Source organism: Paenibacillus sp. PK3_47 (assembly GCF_023520895.1).
GTDB lineage: Bacteria > Bacillota > Bacilli > Paenibacillales > Paenibacillaceae > Paenibacillus_AQ.
The window spans coordinates 750,445-772,731 of sequence record NZ_CP026029.1; the positions used below are offsets into that span (position 1 = coordinate 750,445).

A 22,287-nucleotide genomic window follows, 5' to 3' on the forward strand; every position below is an offset into this window, starting at 1 on the left:
GGCAAGTAACTGTCACGGCGCTTTTCGTTACACTTCCTTCCATTATATAGCTGCAATTTAGCCGCGCCCCTCATTTCGCTAACTTGGCTGGTTTCTGTGCATTCAGAGGTATTTGTGCCTCTCATTTCGCCGCCGTGGCTGGTTTCGGCTTATTCAGAGGTATTTGTGCTGCTCATTTCACCGCCGTGGCTGGTTTCGGCGTATTCAGAGGTAGTTGTGCCTCTCATTCCGCCGCCGTGGCTGATTTCGGCGTATTCAGAGGTATTTGTACCTCTCATTTCGCTAACTTGGCTGATTTCGGCGTATTCAGAGGTATTTGTGCTGCTCATTTCACCGCCGTGGCTGGTTTCGGCTTATTCAGAGGTATTTGTACCTCTCATTTCGCTAACTTGGCTGGTTTCTGCGAATTCAACGGGACTTTTCCCGTTCATTTCACCACACCGACCGATTTCTGTGAATCCAACGGGACTTTTCCCATTCATTTCGTCATTCTGGCCCGAGCTGGCCGAATTCAACGGGATTTTTCCCGTTCATTCCCTCATTCTGCCCGAACTGGCTAAATTCAACGGGACTTTTCCCGTTCATTCCACCATTCTGCCCGAGCTGGCCGAATTCAACGGGACTTTTCCCGCTAATCCCCATCCGGCAGCAGCCTCATCTCGAATTGCTCATCACGGTTGCAGACAAGTATGCCGTCTATAACATCCAGCCGGGCCACCTGAATCGAAGAGCGGCGGCTCTGATACCTGCCTTCGGGACGGTCTTCGTTCTGGCTGCCGTCTCTCCCGGGATGTGTGAAATAGAAAATATAAGCCTCTTCCCCCTGCACCACAACGTCAGCATGCAGGCCGATTCCACCGTCATCTTCACGTGTTCCCGGCTGGTCCAGGATCAGCCCGTTCCGCTCCCAAACATCCAGGTCATCGGAACGGAATACGCCTTGTCCCCGCCATTCGTCAACAATCATCCAGTAATCGTCTTTGAACCGGAAGACATTGGCCCCTTCGTGCGGGCGTCCTGTAATGACCGGCCCGACAACCTTCCAGTGATAGAGATCCTTGCTGTCGGCCGCATAAGTATGCGACCCGTTAGCTTCGTCCTTGTACCACATACGGAAGCTCCCTCCCGGAAGCTCGCAGATGCAGGCGTCGATCACCCGGTCTGAGCTCAGCTCAAGCTTGGAATGGAAGGTCCATTCCAGCAGGTTAGCACTGCTATAATGAAGCATATCGCGCCGGTGCCCGGCCCAGCCTGCCGGCACGCCTTGAATATAGCTGACATACATATGGTAGAGTCCGTCATGATAGTAAATTTCCGGGGCCCAGAACGTATTGCGACCCCATTCAATATCCAGTCCCTGCAGTGTGCCGCGGTAGAGCCAGTTCGCACCGCCGTCGCGTGAAGAAGCGACACCCAGATCAGTGCCATGCACCCAGGCTACTCCTTCCCCTTCTGCTGATACTCTGCGGTTCGTATATATCATCCACCATTCCTTTGTCTCCCGGTTCCAGACGATAACAGGGTCAGCCGCGCCGTCGTATACCGGATCTCTGAATAAAGGTGCTTTCATTGGTGAGCATCCTCTCTTATTTAAATTAGTGGAAGCGCTTGTACAGTCATAAATAGTGTACTACAGTTTTTTCATCTATTAGAAAAGTATTTAGCGATCGTCCGCAACCGCATTTCTGGATATCCTAAAAAGAGCAGCCGCCCCCCTTATAGGAAAGACCTGCTGCTCCAATGCATGCTTATGTTATAAAAGCCTGAATGCTTAGCCCGCATTCTCCTGCACAAACTGGCTCTGGTGCATCTCGTAATAGAAGCCTTTTTGGGCCAGCAGCTCCTCATGTGTTCCCCGCTCGGTGATTTCCCCGTCCTGTACGACGAGAATGGCATCCGCCTCACGGATGGTGCTGAGCCGGTGGGCAATCACGAAGCTGGTCCGGCCTTTCATCAGGGTTCTCATTGCTTCCTGGATATGCAGCTCGGTGCGCGTATCGACATTGCTCGTAGCTTCGTCCAGGATCAATATGGACGGGTTAGCCAGCACGGCACGGGCAATCGTCAGCAGCTGCCGCTGCCCCTGGCTCAAGCTGCCGCCTTCAGCATTCAGTACCGTATCATAGCCGCCCGGCAGCTTCCGGATAAATACATCCGCATTGGCCAGCCGGGCTGCTTCTTCCACTTCCCTGTCTGTGGCATCAAGGCGGCCGTAGCGGATATTTTCGCGGATCGTCCCGGAAAATACATAGGCATCCTGCAGCACCAGCCCGATCTGCTCCCTTAACACCCGTTTGTCGATATCACGGATATCTTCACCATCAATGAGAATCCGGCCTGACTGGATATCATAGAACCTTGTGAGCAGGTTAATAATAGTCGTTTTTCCTGCACCGGTCGGACCGACAAGCGCCAGCACCTGACCCGGCTCTGCATGCAGGGAGAGATTCTTCAGCACAGCGGCATCCGGTTTATACCCGAAGCCTACCTGTTCAAACACGACTTCGCCCCTGATCCGGCGGGTATTGTCTCCTGCTGAACCTTCCCCGATCTCGGATTGCAGATCCAGCACCTCAAATACACGCTCCGCTCCGGCAATCGCCGACTGGAACAGATTGTACTGGTTGGCGAGCTGATTGAGCGGCTGGCTGAACTGGTTGGAATAATTGAGGAAGCTGACGATGATACCGATGGTGATGAGCTCATGATAGGCAAAAATACCGCCGAATACCGCGATGACCAGGAAGGTCAAATTACGCATGGTATTCATCATCGGTCCCACAGAACCTGAGAAGCTTTGTGCTTTGACTCCGACGGCCCGCAGCCGCTCGTTGATCTCACGGAATTGCTCAATCGAGCGCTCTTCCCGGCCGAACACTTTTACGACCTTCAGGCCGGAAATATTCTCCTGGACATATCCGTTCACCTCTCCAAGATACTGCTGCTGCTGTGAAAAATAGCGGCGGGTATAGCCTGTTATTTTTTTAATGCTGAATGTAATGATTGGCACCGTCAGAAGTGTAATCAGCGTCATCCACACACTCAGGCTGAGCATCATAATCATGCTGCCGGCAAGCATCAGCACACTGGCAATGAGCTGTACAACCGTCTGATTCAGCGTATTGGAGACGTTGGCGATATCATTTACTGCTCTGCTCATCAGCTCGCCGTGTGTACGCTGGTCAAAGAAGGATACCGGAAGCTTCTGATATTTGTCGAACAGGTCCTGACGCATATTCCGCACCGTGTTCTGGGACAGGCTTGAAGCGGTGTACTGCTGAACCCAGGTGAAAAACGCTCCCAGCGCATACACCCCGAACAGAATCATTCCCATCCGGAACATGCCTTCGTAACGGCCCGGCACGATATGATCATCGAACAGCCTGCCGATCAGATAGGGACCCATCAGCGAAAGTCCGGTGGTAAGAACGGTACATAAAATCACCCAAGCGAGAGCACGCCGCTCAGTCTTCAGGTAGCCCCCGATTCTTTTCAGCGTTCCAAACGCATCTTTGGATCTTACTTTGGGTCCGGCCTGCATATGGCCAGGTCCCTGGCGGAAGCCCATCTGGTCGAATTTCTGCGGCATTTTAGTTTGATTAGCGTGATTGGACGGGCTGCTGCTGGACATAAGGCACCTCCTCCTCCTGCATGCCAAATTGAGACCGGTATATCTCCTGATAAACCTTGCAGTTCTTCATTAATTGTTCATGGGTCCCGCTGCCTGCAACCGCGCCGTCGTCAAGAACGAGGATCTTCTGCGCATCCATGACAGACGAAATCCGCTGGGCAATAAGGAACGTAATCGTGTCCTGCATGACATCCTTTAAGGCGGTGCGGAGCGCTTTTTCCGTCCTGGAGTCGAGTGCGCTCATACTGTCGTCCATAATGAGAACCGGCGGCTTAACGAGCAGCGCCCGCGCAATGGAGAGACGCTGCTTCTGTCCGCCGGAGAGATTTACACCTCTTTGGCCCAGCAGCGTACCATAGCCTTCAGGCAGCCTGCTGATAAAATCATGCGCCTGAGCCGTCCTGGCCGCCTCTTCCACTTCCGCCTGTGTTGCACCAGGATTACCAAAAGCGATATTGTCGCGGATCGTACCGGTGAACAGGAAGGACTCCTGCAGAATCATCCCGATCTTACTTCTCAGCTCCAGCAGCGGAAGTCCGCGGATGTCCTGCCCGTCCATTTGAATGGAACCTGACGTCACATCATAGAGCCGGGGAATCAGCTGGACCAGTGTTGTTTTGCCGGAACCTGTTGCCCCGATAATCGCCACTGTCTCGCCGCGGCTGGCTTCAATATTAATATTCCGCAGCACCAGATCTCTGGAACCGGATGAGCCGTTATAGGAAAAAGACACCCGTTCAAACCTCACATGCCGGCCCGGCAGAGCCACGTTCTTGTCATGATCCCCGCCTTCGATATGAGGCTGGGTATTCAGCACTGCCCGGATACGGTCTGCGGACACTTTGGCCTGGGACACGTTCATCAGCAGCCCGCTCACCATCAGCAGGGAAGACAATACCTGCACGACATAGTTCACAAAAGCGACGAGATCCCCGGCCTGCACCGAACCGAAGGACACCTGATTCCCGCCGTACAGCAGGACAGTGACCAGACAGGCGTTCATAATAAGCGTTACAATTGGAGAGTTCAGCGCGATGAACCGGGCGGCCCGGATCGACACCCGCGTGTAATCTTCGTTGACTTCACGGAACCGCTTGGTCTCGTAACGGGATCTGACGAATGCTTTGACTACACGGATACCGGCCAGATTTTCCTGAATTCTTGTGTTTACCGCATCCAGCTTGTTCTGCACCGCCGTGAAGATCGGAGTGGAAAAGCGGATCAGCACAAAGACTACTGCAATCAGGACAATCAGGGTCCCCAGCAGGATCAGCCCGAGCCGGACGTTAATTAATATTGCCATAACTACGCTGCCAATCAGCAGGCTGGGAGAACGGACAAGGCCCTGCAGCCCCATCTGTACCAGATTCTGCACCTGCACGACATCGCTGGTCATCCGGGTCATCAGCGATCCCGACTTGAAGGTATCCACATTCTCGAACGAGAAGGTCTGTACCTTCCTGAACAGCGCTTCTCTAATGTCAGCACCGAAATTCTGCGAGGCCCGGCTGGCAAAAAAGTTGCACAATACGCCGCTCACCAAAGACAGTACCGCCACCGCAAGCATTGTAAACCCGGTCCGTTCAATGACACTGAAGTTACGCTCCACAACCCCGAAGTCGACGATATGTGCGGCAAGAGTAGGCTGAAGCAGGTCAAAAAAGACCTCCATCATCATGAAGACCGGAGCAAGGATTATAAATTTCAAATACGGCTTCAGATAGCTTCTTAATCCCCACATGGTCAATCTCCTTCTGACGGTTCCGCCCGCTGCCCTTCAGCTTCCCTCGCGCGGAGTTCAAAATGCCGGGTGTACTCTTCAATAATCATCTCAACCGCTTTGAGTTCCCCAAGTAAAACCGGTCTGATCTCCTGATACTCCGGCGCCTCTACCTGCCCCCTGAGCGTCGTCCGTTTGACTTCCAGCACACTCAAAAATTCCAGCGCCCGCCCGCGGCGGAAGGTCTTTGCACCATCATGAAGGTGTTTGCCTTTATGCCTGCCTTCACAGTTCCGGTCACCGTGTTCAAAATGCTCTCTCATGACTCGAATCACTCCTTTGTATACAAATGTATACAGTTGAGGGCGGAATGTCAATGTGGAATGATATGCGGAATGATAGGAAATGATCCTCTTGTCATAAAAAAAGCCGTCTCCGGTAATTAGCCGGAAGCGGCCGTTCAATCAGTTATGGTAGACCAGTTTTTGCAGTACTTTGAAGGTGCTTCTGTATCGATAATTGTATTTTATGCAATTAAAAGCAGCTGATTTCTGCACCGTTTCGATATAAATGCATTCCGTGCAGCTAAATTTGCCGGGATCGGCAAAAACAAGCCAAATCCGGATTTTTAACTGCACGAAATACACTTAAACCAATTTATTGAAGAAAAGGCGGCTTTTTAGTTGTATAAAGTGCAGTTACAGTTACTGATGAACCTTCTTCAGCTGAAGTTTAACTTTCAGTTCTCATGTATACCGTAATGAAGTTATACCACGCTGTGCTGGAATCATTACTCCTTTGCGCATGCAGTTACTTCAGTTTCGCCACGATCTTGCCCCGCACATGCCGCTCCGACAGCCGCGCTAAAGCATCCGGGACCGCCTCAAGTGCGACAACCTCCTCCAGCAGGGAGGAAAGTTTGCCTTCCGCCAGCAGCTGAAGCATTTCGTTCCCGATGGCAGCCAGCTCTTGTTCAGCAACAAGGTCACCGGACTGGTGGGCAGCGCCGAGCGCAACCTCATGAATCGACAGCGCTTTGGTGAACGGCTTGATCTGTCCGTAATCCGGTGCTCCCGCAATATGCACTACATGCCCGGAGAAGGCAATCTGCTCTAACGCCTCCGTAGCAGTTTGTCTGCTGACCGTGCTGATCACGGCGTCTACTCCTCTGCCGCCTGTAATGCGCAGTACCTCTGCCGTAACGTCTGCCTCGCGGTAATCAATGACATGATCGGCCCCCAGGCTTTTCACATATTCATGGTTATGGCTGGACGCCGTTGAAATGACCTGCTTGCCCGCAAGCTTGGCCAATTGGACCGCAAAACCGCCGACGCCGCCGGCTCCCCCATGAATCAGCAGGGTATGCACCTGTGACAGCGGAAGCTTCCGGCACACCGCCTGATATGCGGTATAACCGGCAGTCGGCAGAGCCGCTGCCTCTTCAAAAGATACACCGTCAGGAATCCGCGAGACCGCATGCGCTTTGGCGACGGTAAATTCCGCATAGCCGCCCCCTTGGGTCAGATTCCCGTGATAGAGGACCCGGTCACCGGTCTTCCACTGCTCCACCCCTTCGCCGACTCCGGCGATAACACCGGCTACGTCCAGTCCGAGCACATGCGGATAGGTCCAATTCGGATTGCCTCCGGTTGCCGTTTTGTAATCCACAGGGTTAAGCCCGGCCGCGTGCACCTCTACCAGGACTTGGCCTTTTCCCGCGGAGGGCATGTCCATCTCATTGACTTTCATCTCATTCCATTTCCCTTTTTCCTGCAGCAGCAAAGCTTTCAAGAGCACTCTCTCCTTTGGGGTAATCTGCTTAAAAATTCTACTTAAAGTATTGTAGCAGATTTAGGCTGCCATATCGCGGATTGCTTCATTTCACGCTCAGCTGCCTTCAGTACTGTCGTTAAATTTCAAGCTCAGTGTATAAACAACGCAGGCCGGGGTAAGAGCTCCGGCCAGAAAGTAAGCTCCTATTAAATCTACTCGGGCTCAATGAACCCGTTCGTTCTTTCGATGCATTCTTCCCTGATCTCCTGAATCATCACAGCGGTTCATTGTGACAAACACATCTCCTGCAATTTGGTGATCTTTTGATTTTTTGGGATATCAAAGAAATAATTGCCCATAATACAAATATTCTTCTCAAGCGGGAAGTGGTTCATAATGCTGAGCATCCGAGAGGGGGACTAAGTGAAGATGAAGGCACAATCGGACTTTTTCAAGTCATTAAGCCGGAATATGGATCTCCTCTGTGACTTCATGGGAAACAGTTCAGATTTCATCGTCCGTGAAATTACGATAGGCCGCATATCCGCTGCTCTTTTTTATCTGGACGGAATGACCGACATGCAAATGGTACAGGACAATGTCATCCGGCCGCTGCACGGCTGTACCGCTTCCGGCGAAATCACTTTACCTGTTTTGAAGAATGAAGTTCTCGACGTCGGAGCAGCAAACATTGTTCAGAGCGCTCAAGAGGCGCTGGACCAGATTCTTTCAGGGAGCATTCTCCTGTTACTGGATGATACAGATGCCGGATTAAGCATCTCCCTGCCCGGATGGGAAGAACGAAGCATATCGGAATCCAAGACCCAGCCTGTTGTCAGAGGACCGCAAGAATCGTTTACGGAAACATTGCGTACGAATACGACATTGGTCCGCCGCCGGGTAAAAGATGCCAGGACCAGATTAACTACAATAACAATCGGCAGTAAGACCAAGACCGATGTATCGGTCATGTACATACATGAGGTTGCTGATCCGGATATGGTGCAGAATATGATCTCTAAAATAAAGAGTATTCAGATTGAAGGTGTACTTGAAAGCGAATATCTGGAGGAATGCGTCCGTGGGGAAAAGCAGCTCACGATTTTTCCGATCTTCTATAATTCGGACCGTCCGGACTCTATTTCAGCAGGTATTATGGAGGGGAAAATCGCAATATTTATTGATGGATCGCCTTTCGTCCTTCTCGCCCCTGCCGTGTTTGTGGATTTCATACAATCTGCAGAGGATTATTACCAGTCTTTTATTTACAGCAGTATTATCCGGATCTTGCGGTACTTTTCCCTGTTCATATGCATGCTGGCACCTTCAATATATATTGCTCTAACGACGTTCCATCAGGATATGATCCCAACGGTCCTGTTATTAAGCTTGGCAGCACAGCGTGAAGGGGTTCCATTTCCGGCATTCGTTGAGGCAATGATTATGGAAGTGATTTTTGAAATCCTCAGGGAAGCAGGTCTCCGCATGCCGCGGACGGTCGGTCAAGCCGTCTCCATTGTGGGCTCGATTGTTATTGGACAAGCCGCCGTCGAAGCGAGCATCGTTTCAGCTGTTATGGTCATCGTAGTTGCAATCACTGCAATTTCCAGTTTTGTCATCCCTTCCTATACTATGGCTCTTCCCATTAGACTGCTGCGTTTCGGATTCATGATACTGGCCGCCATGTTTGGAGTGTACGGCTTGACTGTCGGCATCCTCCTGCTCTTGGTGCATCTGAATGGACTTCATTCTTTCGGTGTACCGTATTTGAGCCCGCTGGCGAATTACAATTCACAGAAACAAAGAGATGCCATTCTGCGCTTCCCTTTTGGAACAAAAAGAGCCAGCCGCAAATAACCAAAGGAGTAAGTTATGATGAAATTCTGCCGATCTGCCCTTTTATCACTGCTTATTTCCATACTGCTAATGATGTTTCTTACGGGGTGCTGGAATAGCAAGGAATTGAACGAAATGTCTGTTGTCATGGCCATCGGCATCGATAGAGTGAAGGATCAATATGAGGTTAGTGTGCAGGTGGTCGATCCCTCGCAAATGTCCCGTAACCGGCCGATGGACCGCTCGCCAACAATCGTTTTTTCAATACGTGCCAGTACAATATTTGAAGCTATCCGGAAATTCACAACGGAATCGTCCAGAAAAATGTATCTGTCCCACTTGAAGATTGTGATCTTTGACGAGGAAACTGCAAAAAAAGGAATCAAAGAGCCACTGGACTTTCTGTTCCGCGACCCTGAAGTACGGCCTGACTTCTATTTAGCTGTGGTCCGAGATCATTCGGCTAAGGATGCCGTTACTTTTGTAGGCCCAACCGAGGTTTTGCCTGCCATGGATATGTATAAGGCATTGAGGGTTTCTGAAAAAGCATGGGCCCCCACCTCCGCCATCAATGTGAAGGACCTTCTGCAGTATTTTACGAAAGACGGCATTGAACCTGTTCTGACGGGGATCCGGCTGAGAAACCTGGAAAAAGGCCTTACTGTTGAAAATGTAAAAAAGTCACCTCAGCATGTAAATTATTTTTTTACAGGAATCGGCGTCTTCAAAGAGGACCGGCTGGTCGGCTGGATGAATGAATCGGAAAGTAAAGCCTATACCTATATAACAAACCGCGTTTCCAGTACAGTTGCGGCAATTGACTGCCCGGATTCCAATGAAAAATTTGTGATCGAAGTGATCCGTTCAAAAGTAAAGATACATCCTGAAATTGTTGATCATGAACCGCATATTTCCCTGGTTGTGGATACCGAAGCCAACATCGGGGAGAGCGCGTGTAATACCGACCTGAAGGATGAGAGGGTATTTAAGGATTTAAAAGATGCGGCCAGAGAATATCAGGAACAAATTCTACTGGATGGCGTCCGGAGTGCGCAGAAGCTTGGTTCAGATATCTTCGGGTTCGGGGAAGCTTTTCACCGGAAATATCCTCATCAATGGAATATGTGGAAAGAAGACTGGGCGCAAAAATTCCAACAGCTCAAGGTGGACGTCCGGATCCACTATCATCTGAAACGGGTCGGAAAAATCATCAGTCCGGTTAATTCAGGACAGGACAAGCAGGAGTGAAGGTTATGCTATATGTGATTCTTGCAGGCTCCATTCTAGCGTCTATATACGAGCTTAAACAATTAGGGAAGAAACGATATGTGCGCGAAATTGTAATTAGCTCCATATTGTTGTCTATAGGCGCAATATTGATCCTGCTGCAACTCGTCCACATTGAAGTCCCGAGCCCGCTGCAGGTGATTCTGTTCATATTCCGGCCAGTAAGCCAGTGGGTTGCTGTAATGCTATCTTAAAAAGGGGGGAACCGGTATGAATACCAAACTGACTGTCCGGCAGGCTATTGTGTGGTTTGCACTTTATGCAATAGGAAGCGCGTATCTGGTACTCCCTTCCATAATTACCGCTGTGGCCAAACAAGATGCTTGGCTCTCCATACCGGTATCTTTGGGTTTTCATCTGTTGTTAATCCCGTTATATACCTCAGTCGCCAGGCAAATGAAAGGAAATTCTTTCGTGAACTATCTGCGTTACCTCTTCGGACCCTTGGGGGGGATGGTAATTACAGCTGTTTTCATCCTCCTTTTTCCTTTTCTTGAATTCATCATGACACTCCGGAATCTGGGTGACTTTGTTACAACCTCCATTATGCCTGAAACTCCCTACGAAGCCATTTACGTCCTCATGCTGGTAGCCGTTTATTTTGCTATCCGGTCAGGCCCGGTCGTTATTGGCCGCTGTGCAGAAATCTTGTTTTTTATACTTCTGGCTCTATATCTTTTCGTCAGGCTTACTCTTCTTCCTGATACGGAGATAAACAACGTTCTCCCTGTTTTAGAATATGGCATGAAGCCTGTCGTTCTTGCCTCATTCAATTTTTTTGCCTTTCCTTTTCTGGAGGCGATCCTGTACCTGTTTTTTGTACAGCATATCCCGGAGCCGAAAAAATGGAGAAAAACAGTGCTCTACAGTGCTTTAATCAGCGGCGGCATGTATTTTCTCATGGTTTTGCAGATCATTGCCGTGATGAGCGAGGGTGTTGTTACAAATTTAACGTACCCCACCTATTTTATTGACCGGACCATCAGTATCGGGGAGTTTCTTCAGCGCTTCGAGATTGCAGTTGCCGTCTTCTGGTTTGTCACCATTTTTTTCCGCCTCTCCCTGCTTCTATATGTTTCTGCCCAGGGGCTTGCAGATATTTTCCGCCTCCGGCGCGCCAATGCTCTTTTAATTCCGCTGATGCTGATTGCAATTGCAATGGCCCATACCATTTGGCCCAATACCATATTTATCGCCGATTTAAACTCTATATGGCCTTATTACGCCATGATGTTTGGTATTGCCTTCCCCTTGGTGCTATGGTTAGCCGGCAAAATAAAAGGTCCGCCCGGTTCCCATCACCTGGAATCACACAAAAATAATCCGTAATCCCCGCTCCGCTGCCGGCTGCGGTATGCGCTCGGGGAAACACCGTTCAGCTGTTTAAAAATTTCACTGAAATGAGATTCCTCGTAAAAGCCGCACAGCTTGGCGATCTCCTGAACGCCCAGGTCGGCTGGAACAGCAAGACACGGACGGCAACAGTTACGAAAGACGGAAAAACACTTAAAGCGGCAGTCGGAAAAGACGCCCTCATGTTTGACGGAAGCGTCTATATTACACTTAGACAGCTGGACGATACCTTTTACAAATCAAAATAATCCTATGGACACCTATAAGCTAACGGCCAGTTCGGATCATATTATGGTTTCAACAGCACCCTTTTCTGACGATGAAGCTATGACCCAGGACAGGCTCCCGTTAAATGTACCCAAAACAAACCAAGCAGCGGCCCTCTCTTTAAAGGAATAACCGCTGCTCTTTGTTCAGAATGGCTCAAGGATCATTTTGCAGCCAGCACACAACCCGGCTAATCCAGCAAAATCACCTTTTCTTTTCCGGTATGAGTGATAATGCTTACATTTCCTTCGCGGATGGTCACATTCAGCAGCTCTGCCGGTGATTGCTGCAGCACCGCAGCAGCAGCTGCATTGAGATCAGCCGGGCCTGGCTCAGAACCGGATAAAGGTGATCCGTAGACGGCTGATGCCAGCCAGTGGACACCGGGCGCAAGCGAAGCCGTGAGCGTAGGCAGGACTGTGCGGGGACGCAGCAGATTCGTGTTGGCGTTGGGCCAGACGAGCTCGCCCTTCCAGCCGCCGAACAGGCTTTTAATGGCGCTGGTACCCCATTCCGTGGACGCCGCCATACCGGCAGCTTCCAGCACTCTCCCCAGTTCCTCCTCCTGGCCGAGTGCAAATCCGCCCTCCGCAATATCGAGCGGCCGGCCTGCGGCGATCCGGTGCAGCCGGATATGCCAGGGCAGTCCGGCGATGATCCAGCTCCGGACCTCGACATCTCTCCAAGGGTTCCAGACCGCATGCAGCACATTGTCTTCAATGGCAGTCTCTGCATTCCGCCGTCTGACCCGGTACAGATTGTCTCCGCCTTCGCTTAGAGCGAGCATGGAGTCAAACGCCCCTTGGGACAGTCCCCATTCCGCCCTCGGGACGCTGAAGCCGAAGCCGGTCGAATAGACGAATTTCTCATATTTGGCAGAGGTGTGGGTATGCTCGTTAGAGGACAAATGGCCGCTGTTGAAGGCTGCCACATGGCCCGCAGCCTCCTCGCGCACCATAACAAGATGCGGTGCCTGCTGAACCATAACCGCCGGGATCTCCGGAAGCGGCAATTCATCCTCCTGCCAGAACGGATGTCCATCGCCGAGTGCCAGCGGCAGAAAAGCCTTCAGCGCCCAGTAAGGAGAACCGGGAGCATTGTAGCTCTCTGCCATCACCAGGCTGGGGTAAGCATAACCAATGGTAAGAACACCCCGGGCATCGAAAATCGGCTGGCTGAACCACCAGCGCAGATTGCGCAGGACAATTCCCTTCACCACTCCCGGGGTCAAGGTATCGGTCGTAAGTCCCGCATAAGCAAAGGCGCTCCAAAACGCGGACTGCGCAAAGCGGTAGGCCATGCTGCGGCCGTACGGCAGCGCGGAACCACCCGGCGCGAACCAGGCCAGGAAGCCTGGGGCAAACTCCCGGGCCCGTTCCTTGTACAACTGCGAGCGTTCCGGGTCCTCTTGTTCCATCAGTCTGGCATAGAGCAGGCTGTAGTAATGAATGGCAAACGGTCCGTAATAATCGCTGTGCCCTCCCACCCCGTCACTGTACCAGCCATCTTCCAGATGGAAGGCATCCATCCGGTCCAAATTGCGCTCCATCTGCGGTTTATCGTAAGGACGGCCGATTTTGCTGAAGCCTGCATTGACCAGCACATTGAAGAACAGCCAGTTGCAGTCATGGCAGGGATGAGCATTGATTTGATTCAGCCAGTTGTACAGGTTCTCCTGTTCCTGAGGGACAAGCGGTTCCCAAAGTTTATCCGGGATAGCCGCCAGTGCGAATCCAAAAACAGCCATCTCGACCAGGCGCTGGTCGTAATCCCGCACGTCCCCCCAGTACTCTTCATGGGAAGGATCGGTGCCGTGCCGGATGCCGTCCAGTATAAGATCCCAGTGAGCTGTCTTTCCGCCCCCGGCAAGCAGCGGCACCAGTCCCCACAGCACACGGGAAAAACCCTCCATTGCTGCGGTTGAAGCCGGGTAACCTGCTCCGGTATTTCCTGCTGTCAGGCGTGCGCCTCCGTCACTGTATAACGGCCAAAGCGGATCCGTCAGCTGTTCAAGCGCTGCGGCCAGGTCCTGCCGGGTCTTCAAGGGGTTATCTGCGATGGACGAATTGATTGTTGTTGTGTTATTGGGCATCTTCATCACCTACTCCCAATAGAACGGGCCGGCTTCCTTGAGCCGGGCCAGTGCTTCGACGTAGAAGAAATCACCGTAAATCAGCGGAACATCAATGTTGCGGTTCTCCGGATAGTTGCTTGTTCCGTGAAGCAGCAGGCCTTGCTCGTCCGGCTGGTCCCAGGTACCGTAATTCCGGTACAGGGATTCCATGATTTTCAGCGCACCGTCGCGGTAGACATGTGACTCCGAAGCTTCTACCAGCTGAGCCATCAGCAGCAAACCGCTTGCCGCACAAGAGCCGGCAGAGGTATCACGGATGTCACGGATTTCGTCAGGTGCGCGGAAGTCCCAATTCGGAACATGATCTTCAGGCAGCCGGGTCAAAAAGAAATGCGCAACCCGCTGGGCAGCATGAAGATATTCCCTCTTGCCTGTATGATGAAAGGCAAGCGTCAGGCCGTAGATGGCCCAGGCGGCGCCGCGCGACCATGCGGATTCCGGTGCATACCCCTGCCCGCCGAGCTTTTCCTTTACTTCTCCAGTATCCGGATCGAAGTTGACAATATGGTACACAGAGCCGTCCGGCCGGATAAAATGTGCCAGGACGGTATCCATATGCGCATCTGCAATATGGCGGTAGCGCGGGTCTCCGGTCTCTGCAGAGGCCCAATACAGCAGGCTTGTATTCATGCAGCAGTCGATAATCGCTACCCCGCTGTTGTTCTCTCCCTCGCGCCAGGGATTCCAGGCCCGGATGTAGCCGCCTTTCAGGTTAAAGCGGGCGGACAGGTAGTTGGCTGCTTTCAGCGCCCGGGTCCGCGATGCTTCGCGTCCTGTCAGCTTGTAGTTGGCCACACTTGTCAGTGTCCACATAAAGCCCAGATCATGATCCAGCCTGAGGTAACCGTCGAGCACCTCATCCAGGCGCTCCTCGCAGCGCTCGGCAACGTTCTTCAGCCCTTCTTCCCCGCTCTCCGCATAGAACTGCCACAGCATGCCGGGCCAAAAACCTGCGGTCCACCAGTTGGCCCCTTCCAGTACATATTTGCCTCCTTGACTGGCGTGAGGAAACTCAGCACCGATTCTTTCGCTGTTTACCACTGTTTTTTCCAGCGCCTTCTTCCAGGCTTCTTCCACCCAAGCTGTATTTGCCAATTGATTCATTATTTAAGACACCGCCATTCATCTAGGATAGGAATTGAAATGTAAATGCCAATCTGCCTTCCGGGCCGGGATGAAGCACATGGAAATCAAGTGTATGCCAGAGTGTCTCCCGTCCGGAATGATCGCGGTACTCGCGTGCCGTAATTTCCGGCTGCACCAGCTTGTCGTCGTAATGTACTTCTACTCCGCCGCCGGCGCTTCCCGGCAGCAGGACTGTACCTGCCTCAAGAAGTTCCGGCCGCCGCCAGGTTACGAACCGCTCGGTCCAGCTCTCCGGTGCGCCTTCGCAGCTGTACTCGTCACACAGTTCCAGGCGGGGAAGCGGTTCTTTATGCCATACCAGAGAGCGGACCAGCGACTTCAGCCCTGGGGTTTCATAAGCCCCTGACAGCTCCACCACCAGCTCATCCTTATCCGGTGCAGCGGAAGCATGCAGAACTTCAGCTGCATACTCCCGCCCTGCACTCTGATACCTGCCGTTGATGACTGGTACCGAATGCCCCTGCGCACCGTTGCAGGCATATTGATAGCGTCCGGCCCCGAAATAATCCGCCGTGTACTCCCCGCTGCCAAGATCTGCAGCGTAGATTTCCCCGCCGCCGGCGAGGATGAAATGGCCCAGATCATTGTGATTGTGCGGCTCATCGTTATGCCCTCCCTTTGCAGCAAAGCCGTAGACTTTCCCGGAAGAGGAAGGTTCGTGACGGGCTACTACCCATGCGGCATCCGGGAGGTAATAGCTGCCTGATGCCCACTCCTCTGTCTGCACGCCTTGTCTCGTCCAGATCAGATTGCGCAGTGCAGGAGCCCAGCGGCTGCAGTGGTCCTCTGTATAGGGAGCCCGAAGCCCGTCCGGCGGTGAGTCGACACCCGGAAACCGGTCCGCCAGATAATGGGACAGGCCCATATGTATGCGGATCCGGGGCAGCGAATCGGAAAAGTTGGCCACAAGACTGCCGCCGATGAAGCATTTCTGCTGGAACAGGGCGATGCTGCGGACCTTGTCATTTTGGAACCAGTCCAGCCTTCCACCGCTTCTTGCCCGCAGCAGATCGCTGTAATACGTAAAATATCCAAATCCATAATTCCAGTAGCCAAGTCCCTCTGTACACGCTCCGTCCTCACCGAAGCCCTCCAGATAGTAATGCATGCTGCGTTCTGTCCGGAGCAGAATATGGCTCAGCTTATCCGGGTCATCCAGCGCAAGCATTGCGGCTGCCCCGATCGAACCTGCACAGACGGCAGACCAGTTATGCCTCGCAGTCTCCCAATGGTAAGGGCCGTACGTAAGGAAAGGCAGAAATATTCTGCGCTGAACCTCATCCTGTATCCGGGTGCGCAGCAGCGGTGTCAGCCGTTCGCCCAGCAGCAGCGCTATTTCGCTTAAGGAAAAACCGGTCTCCGCCGAAAACAGATCAATGTGCCTTTCAATCTCGCTGATCGCAAAATCCGCAGGCAGATGGGCAGGCAAACACCAGCTGAACTCCCCGCAGACAGACCACAGGATGTCCTCCAGCCTCCCCAGATGTACCGGATTGTCCGGCTCCAGCAACACAAGAAATGTATACGTATTCAATCTTCTTCTCCGTTCAAAATAAACCCGTTCGTACTCCAGCCTGGATCCTGTGCGGGCAAAGGCTATGAATAGAGAAAAAGTCAGTTCCGGAATATCGAGATGATCCAGCCGCAGGCCCTCAGCCCGGATTTCAGCAATCCTGTCCTGCCATTCTGCGGATTGTGCCGCCCGTTTCCAGAAAGCCTCCTGGCTTTCCCGCGGATAATAATGGCTGATTTGCAGCGGCGTTTCCTTACGAATCATATCGAGAAGCTCCTGTTGATTCATATCTGCTCCCACCTCTCCTTACTGCCGATATTACAGCGCATGATCACGCATAACATCCTCACCGGACACGATTTGCTGTGCGGTCCATTTCACGTTGTCCCCGCTCCAGAATGGATCTGCCGGCAGCAGCCCGAGTGGAAGAAACACCGATGCGCATAAATACAGGCTCCCTGTATTGATGTAACCCTCCGCCAGCTCCGGCTGGTAGCCATAAACGCCCGGGCACAGCCAGCCGTTCCCATCCAGATTTCCCGGGAAATCCATGATCCGCTTGATAACAGCCGTCAAGGCGCAGCGCACCTGGGCAGGCTGCAGGGATTCATCCAGGAAATGCTGGAGTGCCGCCTGCGAGAGCAGCTGGAATGCACCGAACCGGTAGACGATGGAACGTCCAAGGAACGGATACGTGCCGTCCGGTGCGATCATCCGCTCCAGCACGGCGGAATACCGCTGTGCCCGCTGCATAATCAGCGGCTTCAAAGATGGATAAGGCGCCGCATCCTGCTCGAACAGCGTTATCACATCGACAAGCATCGGCTGGATGACAAAGCTGTTGTAATAGTCCCAGTGAAAATCCTTCCCGTCCCCGTACACGCCGTCGCCTTTGTACCAGTCCATGAACATATGGACTGCATAGCCTACACGCATCCGGTCATATTCCGGATCGCCGAGGATGTATAGCGCTGCTTCCACCATTGCGCTGAACAGCAGCCAGTTACTGCCGCTGGTGGCGGTGCGGCGGGTCTTTTTTAGAGCGGCGATGACATTGGCTTTGACGCGTTTATCCAGCCGGGAGGCAAGCCGTTTAGGTGCACGCACCAAAGCATGAGCAAGAAAAGCAGCATCTACCAGCGGCTGCCCCTCCACCTCAAAATTCATATAGTCTGCAGACTCCGGGTCCGTAGCCGCATCAAGCGCTTCCAACATTAGCTTTGCATAATACTCTCTAAGCTGTTCTTCCTCACCTTCAAGGCCTTCCAGCTCCAGCCATGGCGCCATGCCGCAGGCCAGCCTTGCAAATGCTTCAAGCGGCGCGAAAGTGCTCCGGTCACTGTGGAACTCCATCGGCAGCGTGTTCTTCAAGGTTCTTTGCCTTAATGCTTCAAGCACCGGGGTGCCGATCAGCAGCATCGTATCCAGCCAATATTTACGCTGTTCCTTACCGTTCATGTCCTATTCCTCCATGGCTTCGCTTTTCAGGATTGTTTTCTCGTCAGTTATAGTTTAGTTTTATATTATCGCAATGTCTTTGCGATAATTAATAATTTATTGCGTTTATTGCTATAAATTCTGAAGGTGGTCTCCAGATGAAATATGCCGAATATCATCAGCAGTTCCATGGTGAAATCCTGGCGGGAGCCGGCAAAACCCTGGTCTCTCCCACCAAGGATTTTCACGTTCATGACCATTATGAGATCTTCCTGTTTCTGGGCGGGCAGGTGAACTGTTTTGTGGAACAGTACAGCTATCCCTTAAGTCCCGGCAATGTGCTGCTATTCAACAATCATGAAATTCATAAAATCATCAATCAGTCACCGGAGCCTTATGAACGGATCACCGTCCACTTCAAAGCGCCGCTGGTATACCCTTTTTGCACGGCTGATACCAACCTGCTCGCCTGCTTCCAGAACCGCCAGCCCGGAGAGCAAAATCTCGCACAAATGGATGAGGCGCAGCTCGAGGTTTTTACCGGACTGGCATCCAGGCTCATCGACATTTTGAAGCAGCCTCAGTACGGCAGCGATGTTCTGGCGCTCACCTATCTCATTCAGCTGCTGGTACAGGTCAATGAGCTGTACAGCCGCAGCTTTTCCGCTGTTCCCAGCGTGATCCCGACGGTTATCCAGTCTGCAATGGCCTACATCGATAACCATCTGCACCTTACCCTGTCGCTGGAAGGGATCGCTGAGGAGCTGTCTGTGGATAAGTATTATCTCAGCCATCTGTTCAAGCAGTACACCGGCGGAACCCTGTACCGTTATGTCCTGCTGAAAAAAATAACGTTAGCCAAGCAGCTCCTCGCCGCCGGCAACTCGGTATCCGACACCTGCTACCTGTCCGGTTTCAACGACTACGCCAATTTCATCCGCACCTTCAAGAACTTCACCGGCCACACCCCGGGTAAGTATGGAAAAAAGATGGTTTGAGCAGGGCAGCGTGGGCTGAATAATTGGGCGGGCTGGAATCAACGGGATTTTTACCGTTCATTTCGCCAATTTGCCTGCGCGGGCTGGAATGAACGGGACTTTTCCCGTTCATTTCGTCAAAATGCCTGCGCGGGCTGGAATGAACGGGACTTTTCCCGTTTATTTCGCCAAGTTGCCTGCGCGAGCCGGAATCAACGGGACTTTTCCCGTTCATTTCGCCAAGTTGCCTGCGCGAGCCGGAATCAACGGGACTTTTCCCGTTTATTTCGTCAAAATGCCTGAGTGGGCCGGAATCAACGGGAGTTTTACCGTTCATTCTGCATCTCGCTCGCATGGCTTAGCTCACTTTCCCGGCACCACCAAAATCAAAGTTACTTTTACTTCTCCTTCTCACAATTTGCCTACGACGGCCGAAACCAAAGGTACTTCTACCTCTCATTTCGCCAATTTGCCTGCCAACGCCGAAATCAAAGGTACTTCTACCTCTCATTTCTCATTCCGCCAATTTGCCTACGACGGCCGAAACCAAAGGTACTTCTACCTCTCATTCCGCCAATTTGCCTGCCAACGCCGAAACCAAAGGTACTTCTACCTCTCATTCTCCCAATTTGCCTACGACGGCCGAAACCAAAGGTACTTCTACCTCTCATTCCGCCAATTTGCCTGCCAACGCCGAAATCAAAGGTACTTCTACCTCTCATTTCGCCAATTTGCCCGACACCACCAAAATCAAAGGTACTTCTACCTCTCATTCCGCCAACCAGCCTGCCAACGCCGAAATCAAAGGTACTTCTACCTCTCATTCCGCCAATTTGCCCACAGCCAACCAAACCAAAGGTACTTCTACCTCTCATTCTCCCAATTTACCTACAACGCCCGAAACCAAAGGTACTTTTACCTCTCATTCTCCCAATTTGCCTACAACGGCCGAAATCAAAGTTACTTCTACCTCTCATTCCACCAAATTGCCTGCCAGCGCCGAAATCAGAGGCATTGCTACCTCTCACCCTATCAGTACGCCAGCATAATTTGAACACAAAACCGGCCCCGCCGCGATCCTCAGTCTGAGGATAGAACAGCAGGGCCGGCGGGTAATTTAAAGACTGAATAACAGAGTAGCCAGTATCTGGGCACTTTCGGCCCGGGCCATCTGCTCCAGCGGAGCCGAACTGACGCTGCCCCGGCCGTTCAGCAGGCGGGCCACCTTAACGGAAACAGCAGCCGCCTGAACGGCAACTGCTTTCACTGCCACTGAAAGCCAGATGCCCGGCACTCTGGATCAGCCCTGGATCAGTCCTTGATCAGCCCTCGATCAGTCCTGGGTCAGCCCTTAATCCCCGAAGCCGCAACGCCCTGCACGAAGTACTTTTGCAGACCCAGGAACACGATCAGCACCGGGATGATGGACACCACGCTGGCTGCCATAATCAGCCCGTACTCCGCAGAATATTGCGAGATGAACATCCGCAGACCGATCTGGATCGTTTTGAGCTCGGTTTTGGTCAAATAAATCATTGGCCCCAGGAAGTCATTCCAGGTGGAGACAAAGGTGAAGATGGTCAGCGTGGACAAAGCCGGCTTGGACAGCGGCAGCATAATTCTTGCCCAGATGCCGTATTCGCTGAGTCCGTCAATCCGTGCCGCTTCGCACAGCTCATCCGGAATTCCCTGATAGAACTGGCGCATCAGAAAGACGCCGAACGCCGAGAACGCCTGCAGCAGGATAATCGCCAGGTGGGTGTTGTTCAGCCCCAAAGAACGCATCATGATAAACTGCGGAACCATATAAGCCTGCCATGGAATGGCGATGGTGGCGATGTAGCCGAGGAAGAGCAGATTTTTGCCCCGGAACTGCAGCTTGGAGAAGGCATAGGCGGCAAAGCTTGAAGTCAGCAGCTGCAGAACCGTAACGATCACGGACAGCTTCGCCGTATTGTAGATGAACCGGCCCAGCGGAATCCGGGTCCAGATATCGGCATAGTTTTCCCAGCGCGGCATGGCCGGAATCCACTGCATTGGAAAGGTGAACACATCCTTATTCAGCTTCAGTGAGGAGGACAGCATCCACACATAAGGCACCAGCATGCATAATACAGTCAGGGCCAGCAGTACGTAGACGAGCACCTTTGTTGCTATTTTGAAACTCTTATTCGCTCCTACCATATCTCTATATCCTCCTATTGTCCGTACTTCTTCTCGCCCCGGAACTGGACGATCGTAATGGCAAGAACCAGCAAAAACAACACAATGGCCATCGCGCTGGCATATCCGTAATCCAGTGAACGGAACGCCGTATTATAGATCTGATAGACCATTACTCTTGTCGAGTCATTCAGCTGGTTGTCGGCTCCGGCAAACAGGTTGATGAAGATATCGTAGACCTTGAACGAATTGATGACCAGAATCATTAATACGAAAAACGTGGTCGGCGCCAGCTGCGGAACCGTCACATTGCGGAATCTTTTCCAGGCATTCGCCCCGTCCAGCTCAGCAGCTTCGTAGAGCTCAGGGTTAATCCCCTGCAGACCTGCGAGGTAGATGACCATGTAGTAGCCCATATTTTTCCACACGGTAAAAAGAATGACGGTAAACATCGCCCAGTGGCGGTCCGCCGCCCAGCGGGGAAGATCCTCAATCGGAACCCCTGTAATCAGATGCAAAATATTGTTGACCGGCCCCATGGTCGGGCTGAAAATAAAATTCCATACCGCAGCCACAGCGACCAGTGAAGCGACGTAAGGGAAGAAAAACACGGTTCTCATGAAATTACGGGCAATAATCTGCTGGTTCAGCAGGATCGCCAGTGCAAGCGCACAGATCATGGTAAAAGGAACTACGCCGACAGTGTAGACAATAGTGTTCCACAGCGCTTTGTGAAAGGTCGTATCCTTGATCAGACGGCTGAAGTTGTCAAAACCGATGAATTTCATCGGATTGGCCCCGTCCCATTTGACGAATGCCAGGATTAAGGCAAAAAACATCGGAACCAGCGTAAACACGGCAAAGCCGATAAAGTTCGGTGCAATAAAGCTGTATGCGATCAGATGGTCGCGAAAGCCTTTGGACAGACGCCTTCCGGGGGCTTTTTTGGTACCTAATACGGTTTCGTTCTGCATATTCTCTCCTCCAAACCTTCTATAAAAAGGGGCAGATTTGCACCCGCCCCCCGGAAATCACAGTCCTCCTGTGCGT

22 protein-coding genes are annotated in these 22,287 nt (G+C 52.2%); 6 read left to right on the top strand and 16 right to left on the bottom strand.

From position 1 onward, the window contains the following. Positions 1-149 precede the first annotated feature (149 nt). From C2I18_RS03530 to C2I18_RS03560, 7 genes are all read right to left on the bottom strand, one after another. Complete coding sequence (locus tag C2I18_RS03530; protein WP_249899913.1) at positions 150-329, bottom strand: hypothetical protein; 180 nt, start codon at positions 327-329, stop codon at positions 150-152. 157 nt (positions 330-486) lie between these two features. Beyond that, on the bottom strand, positions 487-642 hold the full coding sequence (locus C2I18_RS03535; protein WP_249899914.1) for a hypothetical protein: 156 nt from the start codon (positions 640-642) through the stop codon (positions 487-489). Next, positions 632-1,570 carry a glycoside hydrolase family protein gene (locus tag C2I18_RS03540; protein ID WP_249899915.1) on the bottom strand — a complete coding sequence of 313 codons (939 nt, stop codon included), beginning with the start codon at positions 1,568-1,570 and terminating at the stop codon, positions 632-634. The genes C2I18_RS03535 and C2I18_RS03540 overlap by 11 nt, the downstream gene beginning before the upstream one ends. Before the next feature lie 201 nt (positions 1,571-1,771). Beyond that, entirely contained in the window at positions 1,772-3,631 is a 1,860-nt protein-coding gene (locus C2I18_RS03545) for an ABC transporter ATP-binding protein (RefSeq protein ID WP_249899916.1), read from the bottom strand. Next, entirely contained in the window at positions 3,600-5,372 is a 1,773-nt protein-coding gene (locus C2I18_RS03550; protein ID WP_249899917.1) for an ABC transporter ATP-binding protein, read from the bottom strand. Before C2I18_RS03550 ends, C2I18_RS03545 begins: the two co-directional genes overlap by 32 nt. Positions 5,373-5,374: 2 nt before the next feature. Beyond that, positions 5,375-5,674: a hypothetical protein gene (locus C2I18_RS03555; protein ID WP_249899918.1), complete on the bottom strand. Its 300-nt coding sequence runs from the start codon at positions 5,672-5,674 to the stop codon at positions 5,375-5,377. A 487-nt stretch (positions 5,675-6,161) separates the two neighbouring features. Further along, on the bottom strand, positions 6,162-7,142 hold the full coding sequence (locus C2I18_RS03560; RefSeq protein ID WP_249899919.1) for a zinc-binding dehydrogenase: 981 nt from the start codon (positions 7,140-7,142) through the stop codon (positions 6,162-6,164). A gap of 411 nt (positions 7,143-7,553) precedes the next feature. Between C2I18_RS03560 and C2I18_RS03565 the strand changes: the two genes are divergently transcribed. The 3 genes from C2I18_RS03565 to C2I18_RS03575 all read left to right on the top strand — a co-directional run bounded on the left by C2I18_RS03565 (position 7,554) and on the right by C2I18_RS03575 (position 11,576). Then, on the top strand, positions 7,554-8,981 hold the full coding sequence (locus tag C2I18_RS03565; RefSeq protein ID WP_249899920.1) for a spore germination protein: 1,428 nt from the start codon (positions 7,554-7,556) through the stop codon (positions 8,979-8,981). A 72-nt stretch (positions 8,982-9,053) separates the two neighbouring features. Next, on the top strand, positions 9,054-10,208 hold the full coding sequence (locus tag C2I18_RS03570) for a Ger(x)C family spore germination protein (protein WP_249901992.1): 1,155 nt from the start codon (positions 9,054-9,056) through the stop codon (positions 10,206-10,208). Between the two features lie 249 nt (positions 10,209-10,457). Further along, the gene (locus C2I18_RS03575; RefSeq protein WP_249899921.1) at positions 10,458-11,576 is read left to right on the top strand and encodes a GerAB/ArcD/ProY family transporter; all 1,119 of its coding nucleotides are present in this window, start codon (positions 10,458-10,460) and stop codon (positions 11,574-11,576) included. Here the strand turns inward: C2I18_RS03575 and C2I18_RS03580 are convergent. Next, positions 11,546-11,698, bottom strand: coding sequence for a helix-turn-helix domain-containing protein (locus C2I18_RS03580; RefSeq protein WP_342760350.1), 153 nt, complete (start codon positions 11,696-11,698; stop codon positions 11,546-11,548). The genes C2I18_RS03575 and C2I18_RS03580 overlap by 31 nt on opposite strands. Here C2I18_RS03580 and C2I18_RS03585 point away from each other — a divergent pair. Continuing rightward, positions 11,648-11,848 (top strand): stalk domain-containing protein, encoded by a 201-nt coding sequence (locus tag C2I18_RS03585; protein ID WP_249899922.1) that lies wholly within the window; start codon positions 11,648-11,650, stop codon positions 11,846-11,848. The two genes, C2I18_RS03580 and C2I18_RS03585, sit on opposite strands and share 51 nt — an antisense overlap. 209 nt (positions 11,849-12,057) lie before the next feature. Here the strand turns inward: C2I18_RS03585 and C2I18_RS03590 are convergent, their stop codons facing one another. The 4 genes from C2I18_RS03590 to C2I18_RS03605 are packed head-to-tail and all read right to left on the bottom strand — an operon-like array spanning position 12,058 to position 18,118. Then, positions 12,058-13,965, bottom strand: a complete 1,908-nt coding sequence (locus C2I18_RS03590; RefSeq protein WP_249899923.1) for a DUF2264 domain-containing protein — start codon at positions 13,963-13,965, stop codon at positions 12,058-12,060. Positions 13,966-13,968: 3 nt separating this feature from the next. Further along, the gene (locus C2I18_RS03595; protein WP_249899924.1) at positions 13,969-15,105 is read right to left on the bottom strand and encodes a glycoside hydrolase family 88 protein; all 1,137 of its coding nucleotides are present in this window, start codon (positions 15,103-15,105) and stop codon (positions 13,969-13,971) included. Between the two features lie 22 nt (positions 15,106-15,127). Beyond that, on the bottom strand, positions 15,128-16,948 hold the full coding sequence (locus C2I18_RS03600) for a heparinase II/III family protein (protein ID WP_249899925.1): 1,821 nt from the start codon (positions 16,946-16,948) through the stop codon (positions 15,128-15,130). Between the two features lie 30 nt (positions 16,949-16,978). After that, positions 16,979-18,118, bottom strand: coding sequence for a DUF2264 domain-containing protein (locus C2I18_RS03605; RefSeq protein ID WP_249899926.1), 1,140 nt, complete (start codon positions 18,116-18,118; stop codon positions 16,979-16,981). A gap of 137 nt (positions 18,119-18,255) precedes the next feature. Here C2I18_RS03605 and C2I18_RS03610 point away from each other — a divergent pair, with 137 nt between their 5' ends. Then, positions 18,256-19,095 carry an AraC family transcriptional regulator gene (locus C2I18_RS03610; RefSeq protein ID WP_249899927.1) on the top strand — a complete coding sequence of 280 codons (840 nt, stop codon included), beginning with the start codon at positions 18,256-18,258 and terminating at the stop codon, positions 19,093-19,095. On the opposite strand, the gene C2I18_RS03615 is transcribed toward C2I18_RS03610, so the two are convergent. Further along, positions 19,052-19,411: a hypothetical protein gene (locus tag C2I18_RS03615; protein ID WP_249899928.1), complete on the bottom strand. Its 360-nt coding sequence runs from the start codon at positions 19,409-19,411 to the stop codon at positions 19,052-19,054. The two genes, C2I18_RS03610 and C2I18_RS03615, sit on opposite strands and share 44 nt — an antisense overlap. A gap of 190 nt (positions 19,412-19,601) precedes the next feature. Here C2I18_RS03615 and C2I18_RS03620 point away from each other — a divergent pair, with 190 nt between their 5' ends. Next, positions 19,602-20,123 (top strand): hypothetical protein, encoded by a 522-nt coding sequence (locus C2I18_RS03620; protein ID WP_249899929.1) that lies wholly within the window; start codon positions 19,602-19,604, stop codon positions 20,121-20,123. A 68-nt stretch (positions 20,124-20,191) separates the two neighbouring features. Here C2I18_RS03620 and C2I18_RS03625 read toward each other — a convergent pair whose 3' ends face one another. The 3 genes from C2I18_RS03625 to C2I18_RS03635 form a co-directional block, all read right to left on the bottom strand. Then, positions 20,192-20,347 (bottom strand): hypothetical protein, encoded by a 156-nt coding sequence (locus C2I18_RS03625; RefSeq protein WP_249899930.1) that lies wholly within the window; start codon positions 20,345-20,347, stop codon positions 20,192-20,194. Between the two features lie 71 nt (positions 20,348-20,418). After that, entirely contained in the window at positions 20,419-21,258 is an 840-nt protein-coding gene (locus C2I18_RS03630; protein ID WP_249899931.1) for a carbohydrate ABC transporter permease, read from the bottom strand. A 14-nt stretch (positions 21,259-21,272) separates the two neighbouring features. Then, complete coding sequence (locus C2I18_RS03635) at positions 21,273-22,211, bottom strand: carbohydrate ABC transporter permease (protein WP_249899932.1); 939 nt, start codon at positions 22,209-22,211, stop codon at positions 21,273-21,275. Between the last annotated feature and the right edge of the window lie 76 nt (positions 22,212-22,287).

Coding starts and splice junctions, on each gene's coding strand:
- C2I18_RS03530 (WP_249899913.1), bottom strand. CDS start 329: ATGAGCAGCACAAATACCTCTGAATACGCCGAAATCAGCCAAGTTAGC.
- C2I18_RS03535 (WP_249899914.1), bottom strand. CDS start 642: ATGGGGATTAGCGGGAAAAGTCCCGTTGAATTCGGCCAGCTCGGGCAG.
- C2I18_RS03540 (WP_249899915.1), bottom strand. CDS start 1,570: ATGAAAGCACCTTTATTCAGAGATCCGGTATACGACGGCGCGGCTGAC.
- C2I18_RS03545 (WP_249899916.1), bottom strand. CDS start 3,631: ATGTCCAGCAGCAGCCCGTCCAATCACGCTAATCAAACTAAAATGCCG.
- C2I18_RS03550 (WP_249899917.1), bottom strand. CDS start 5,372: ATGTGGGGATTAAGAAGCTATCTGAAGCCGTATTTGAAATTTATAATC.
- C2I18_RS03555 (WP_249899918.1), bottom strand. CDS start 5,674: ATGAGAGAGCATTTTGAACACGGTGACCGGAACTGTGAAGGCAGGCAT.
- C2I18_RS03565 (WP_249899920.1), top strand. CDS start 7,554: ATGAAGGCACAATCGGACTTTTTCAAGTCATTAAGCCGGAATATGGAT.
- C2I18_RS03570 (WP_249901992.1), top strand. CDS start 9,054: ATGTTTCTTACGGGGTGCTGGAATAGCAAGGAATTGAACGAAATGTCT.
- C2I18_RS03575 (WP_249899921.1), top strand. CDS start 10,458: ATGAATACCAAACTGACTGTCCGGCAGGCTATTGTGTGGTTTGCACTT.
- C2I18_RS03585 (WP_249899922.1), top strand. CDS start 11,648: ATGAGATTCCTCGTAAAAGCCGCACAGCTTGGCGATCTCCTGAACGCC.
- C2I18_RS03590 (WP_249899923.1), bottom strand. CDS start 13,965: ATGAAGATGCCCAATAACACAACAACAATCAATTCGTCCATCGCAGAT.
- C2I18_RS03595 (WP_249899924.1), bottom strand. CDS start 15,105: ATGAATCAATTGGCAAATACAGCTTGGGTGGAAGAAGCCTGGAAGAAG.
- C2I18_RS03600 (WP_249899925.1), bottom strand. CDS start 16,948: ATGAATCAACAGGAGCTTCTCGATATGATTCGTAAGGAAACGCCGCTG.
- C2I18_RS03605 (WP_249899926.1), bottom strand. CDS start 18,118: ATGAACGGTAAGGAACAGCGTAAATATTGGCTGGATACGATGCTGCTG.
- C2I18_RS03610 (WP_249899927.1), top strand. CDS start 18,256: ATGAAATATGCCGAATATCATCAGCAGTTCCATGGTGAAATCCTGGCG.
- C2I18_RS03615 (WP_249899928.1), bottom strand. CDS start 19,411: ATGAACGGTAAAACTCCCGTTGATTCCGGCCCACTCAGGCATTTTGAC.
- C2I18_RS03630 (WP_249899931.1), bottom strand. CDS start 21,258: ATGGTAGGAGCGAATAAGAGTTTCAAAATAGCAACAAAGGTGCTCGTC.
- C2I18_RS03635 (WP_249899932.1), bottom strand. CDS start 22,211: ATGCAGAACGAAACCGTATTAGGTACCAAAAAAGCCCCCGGAAGGCGT.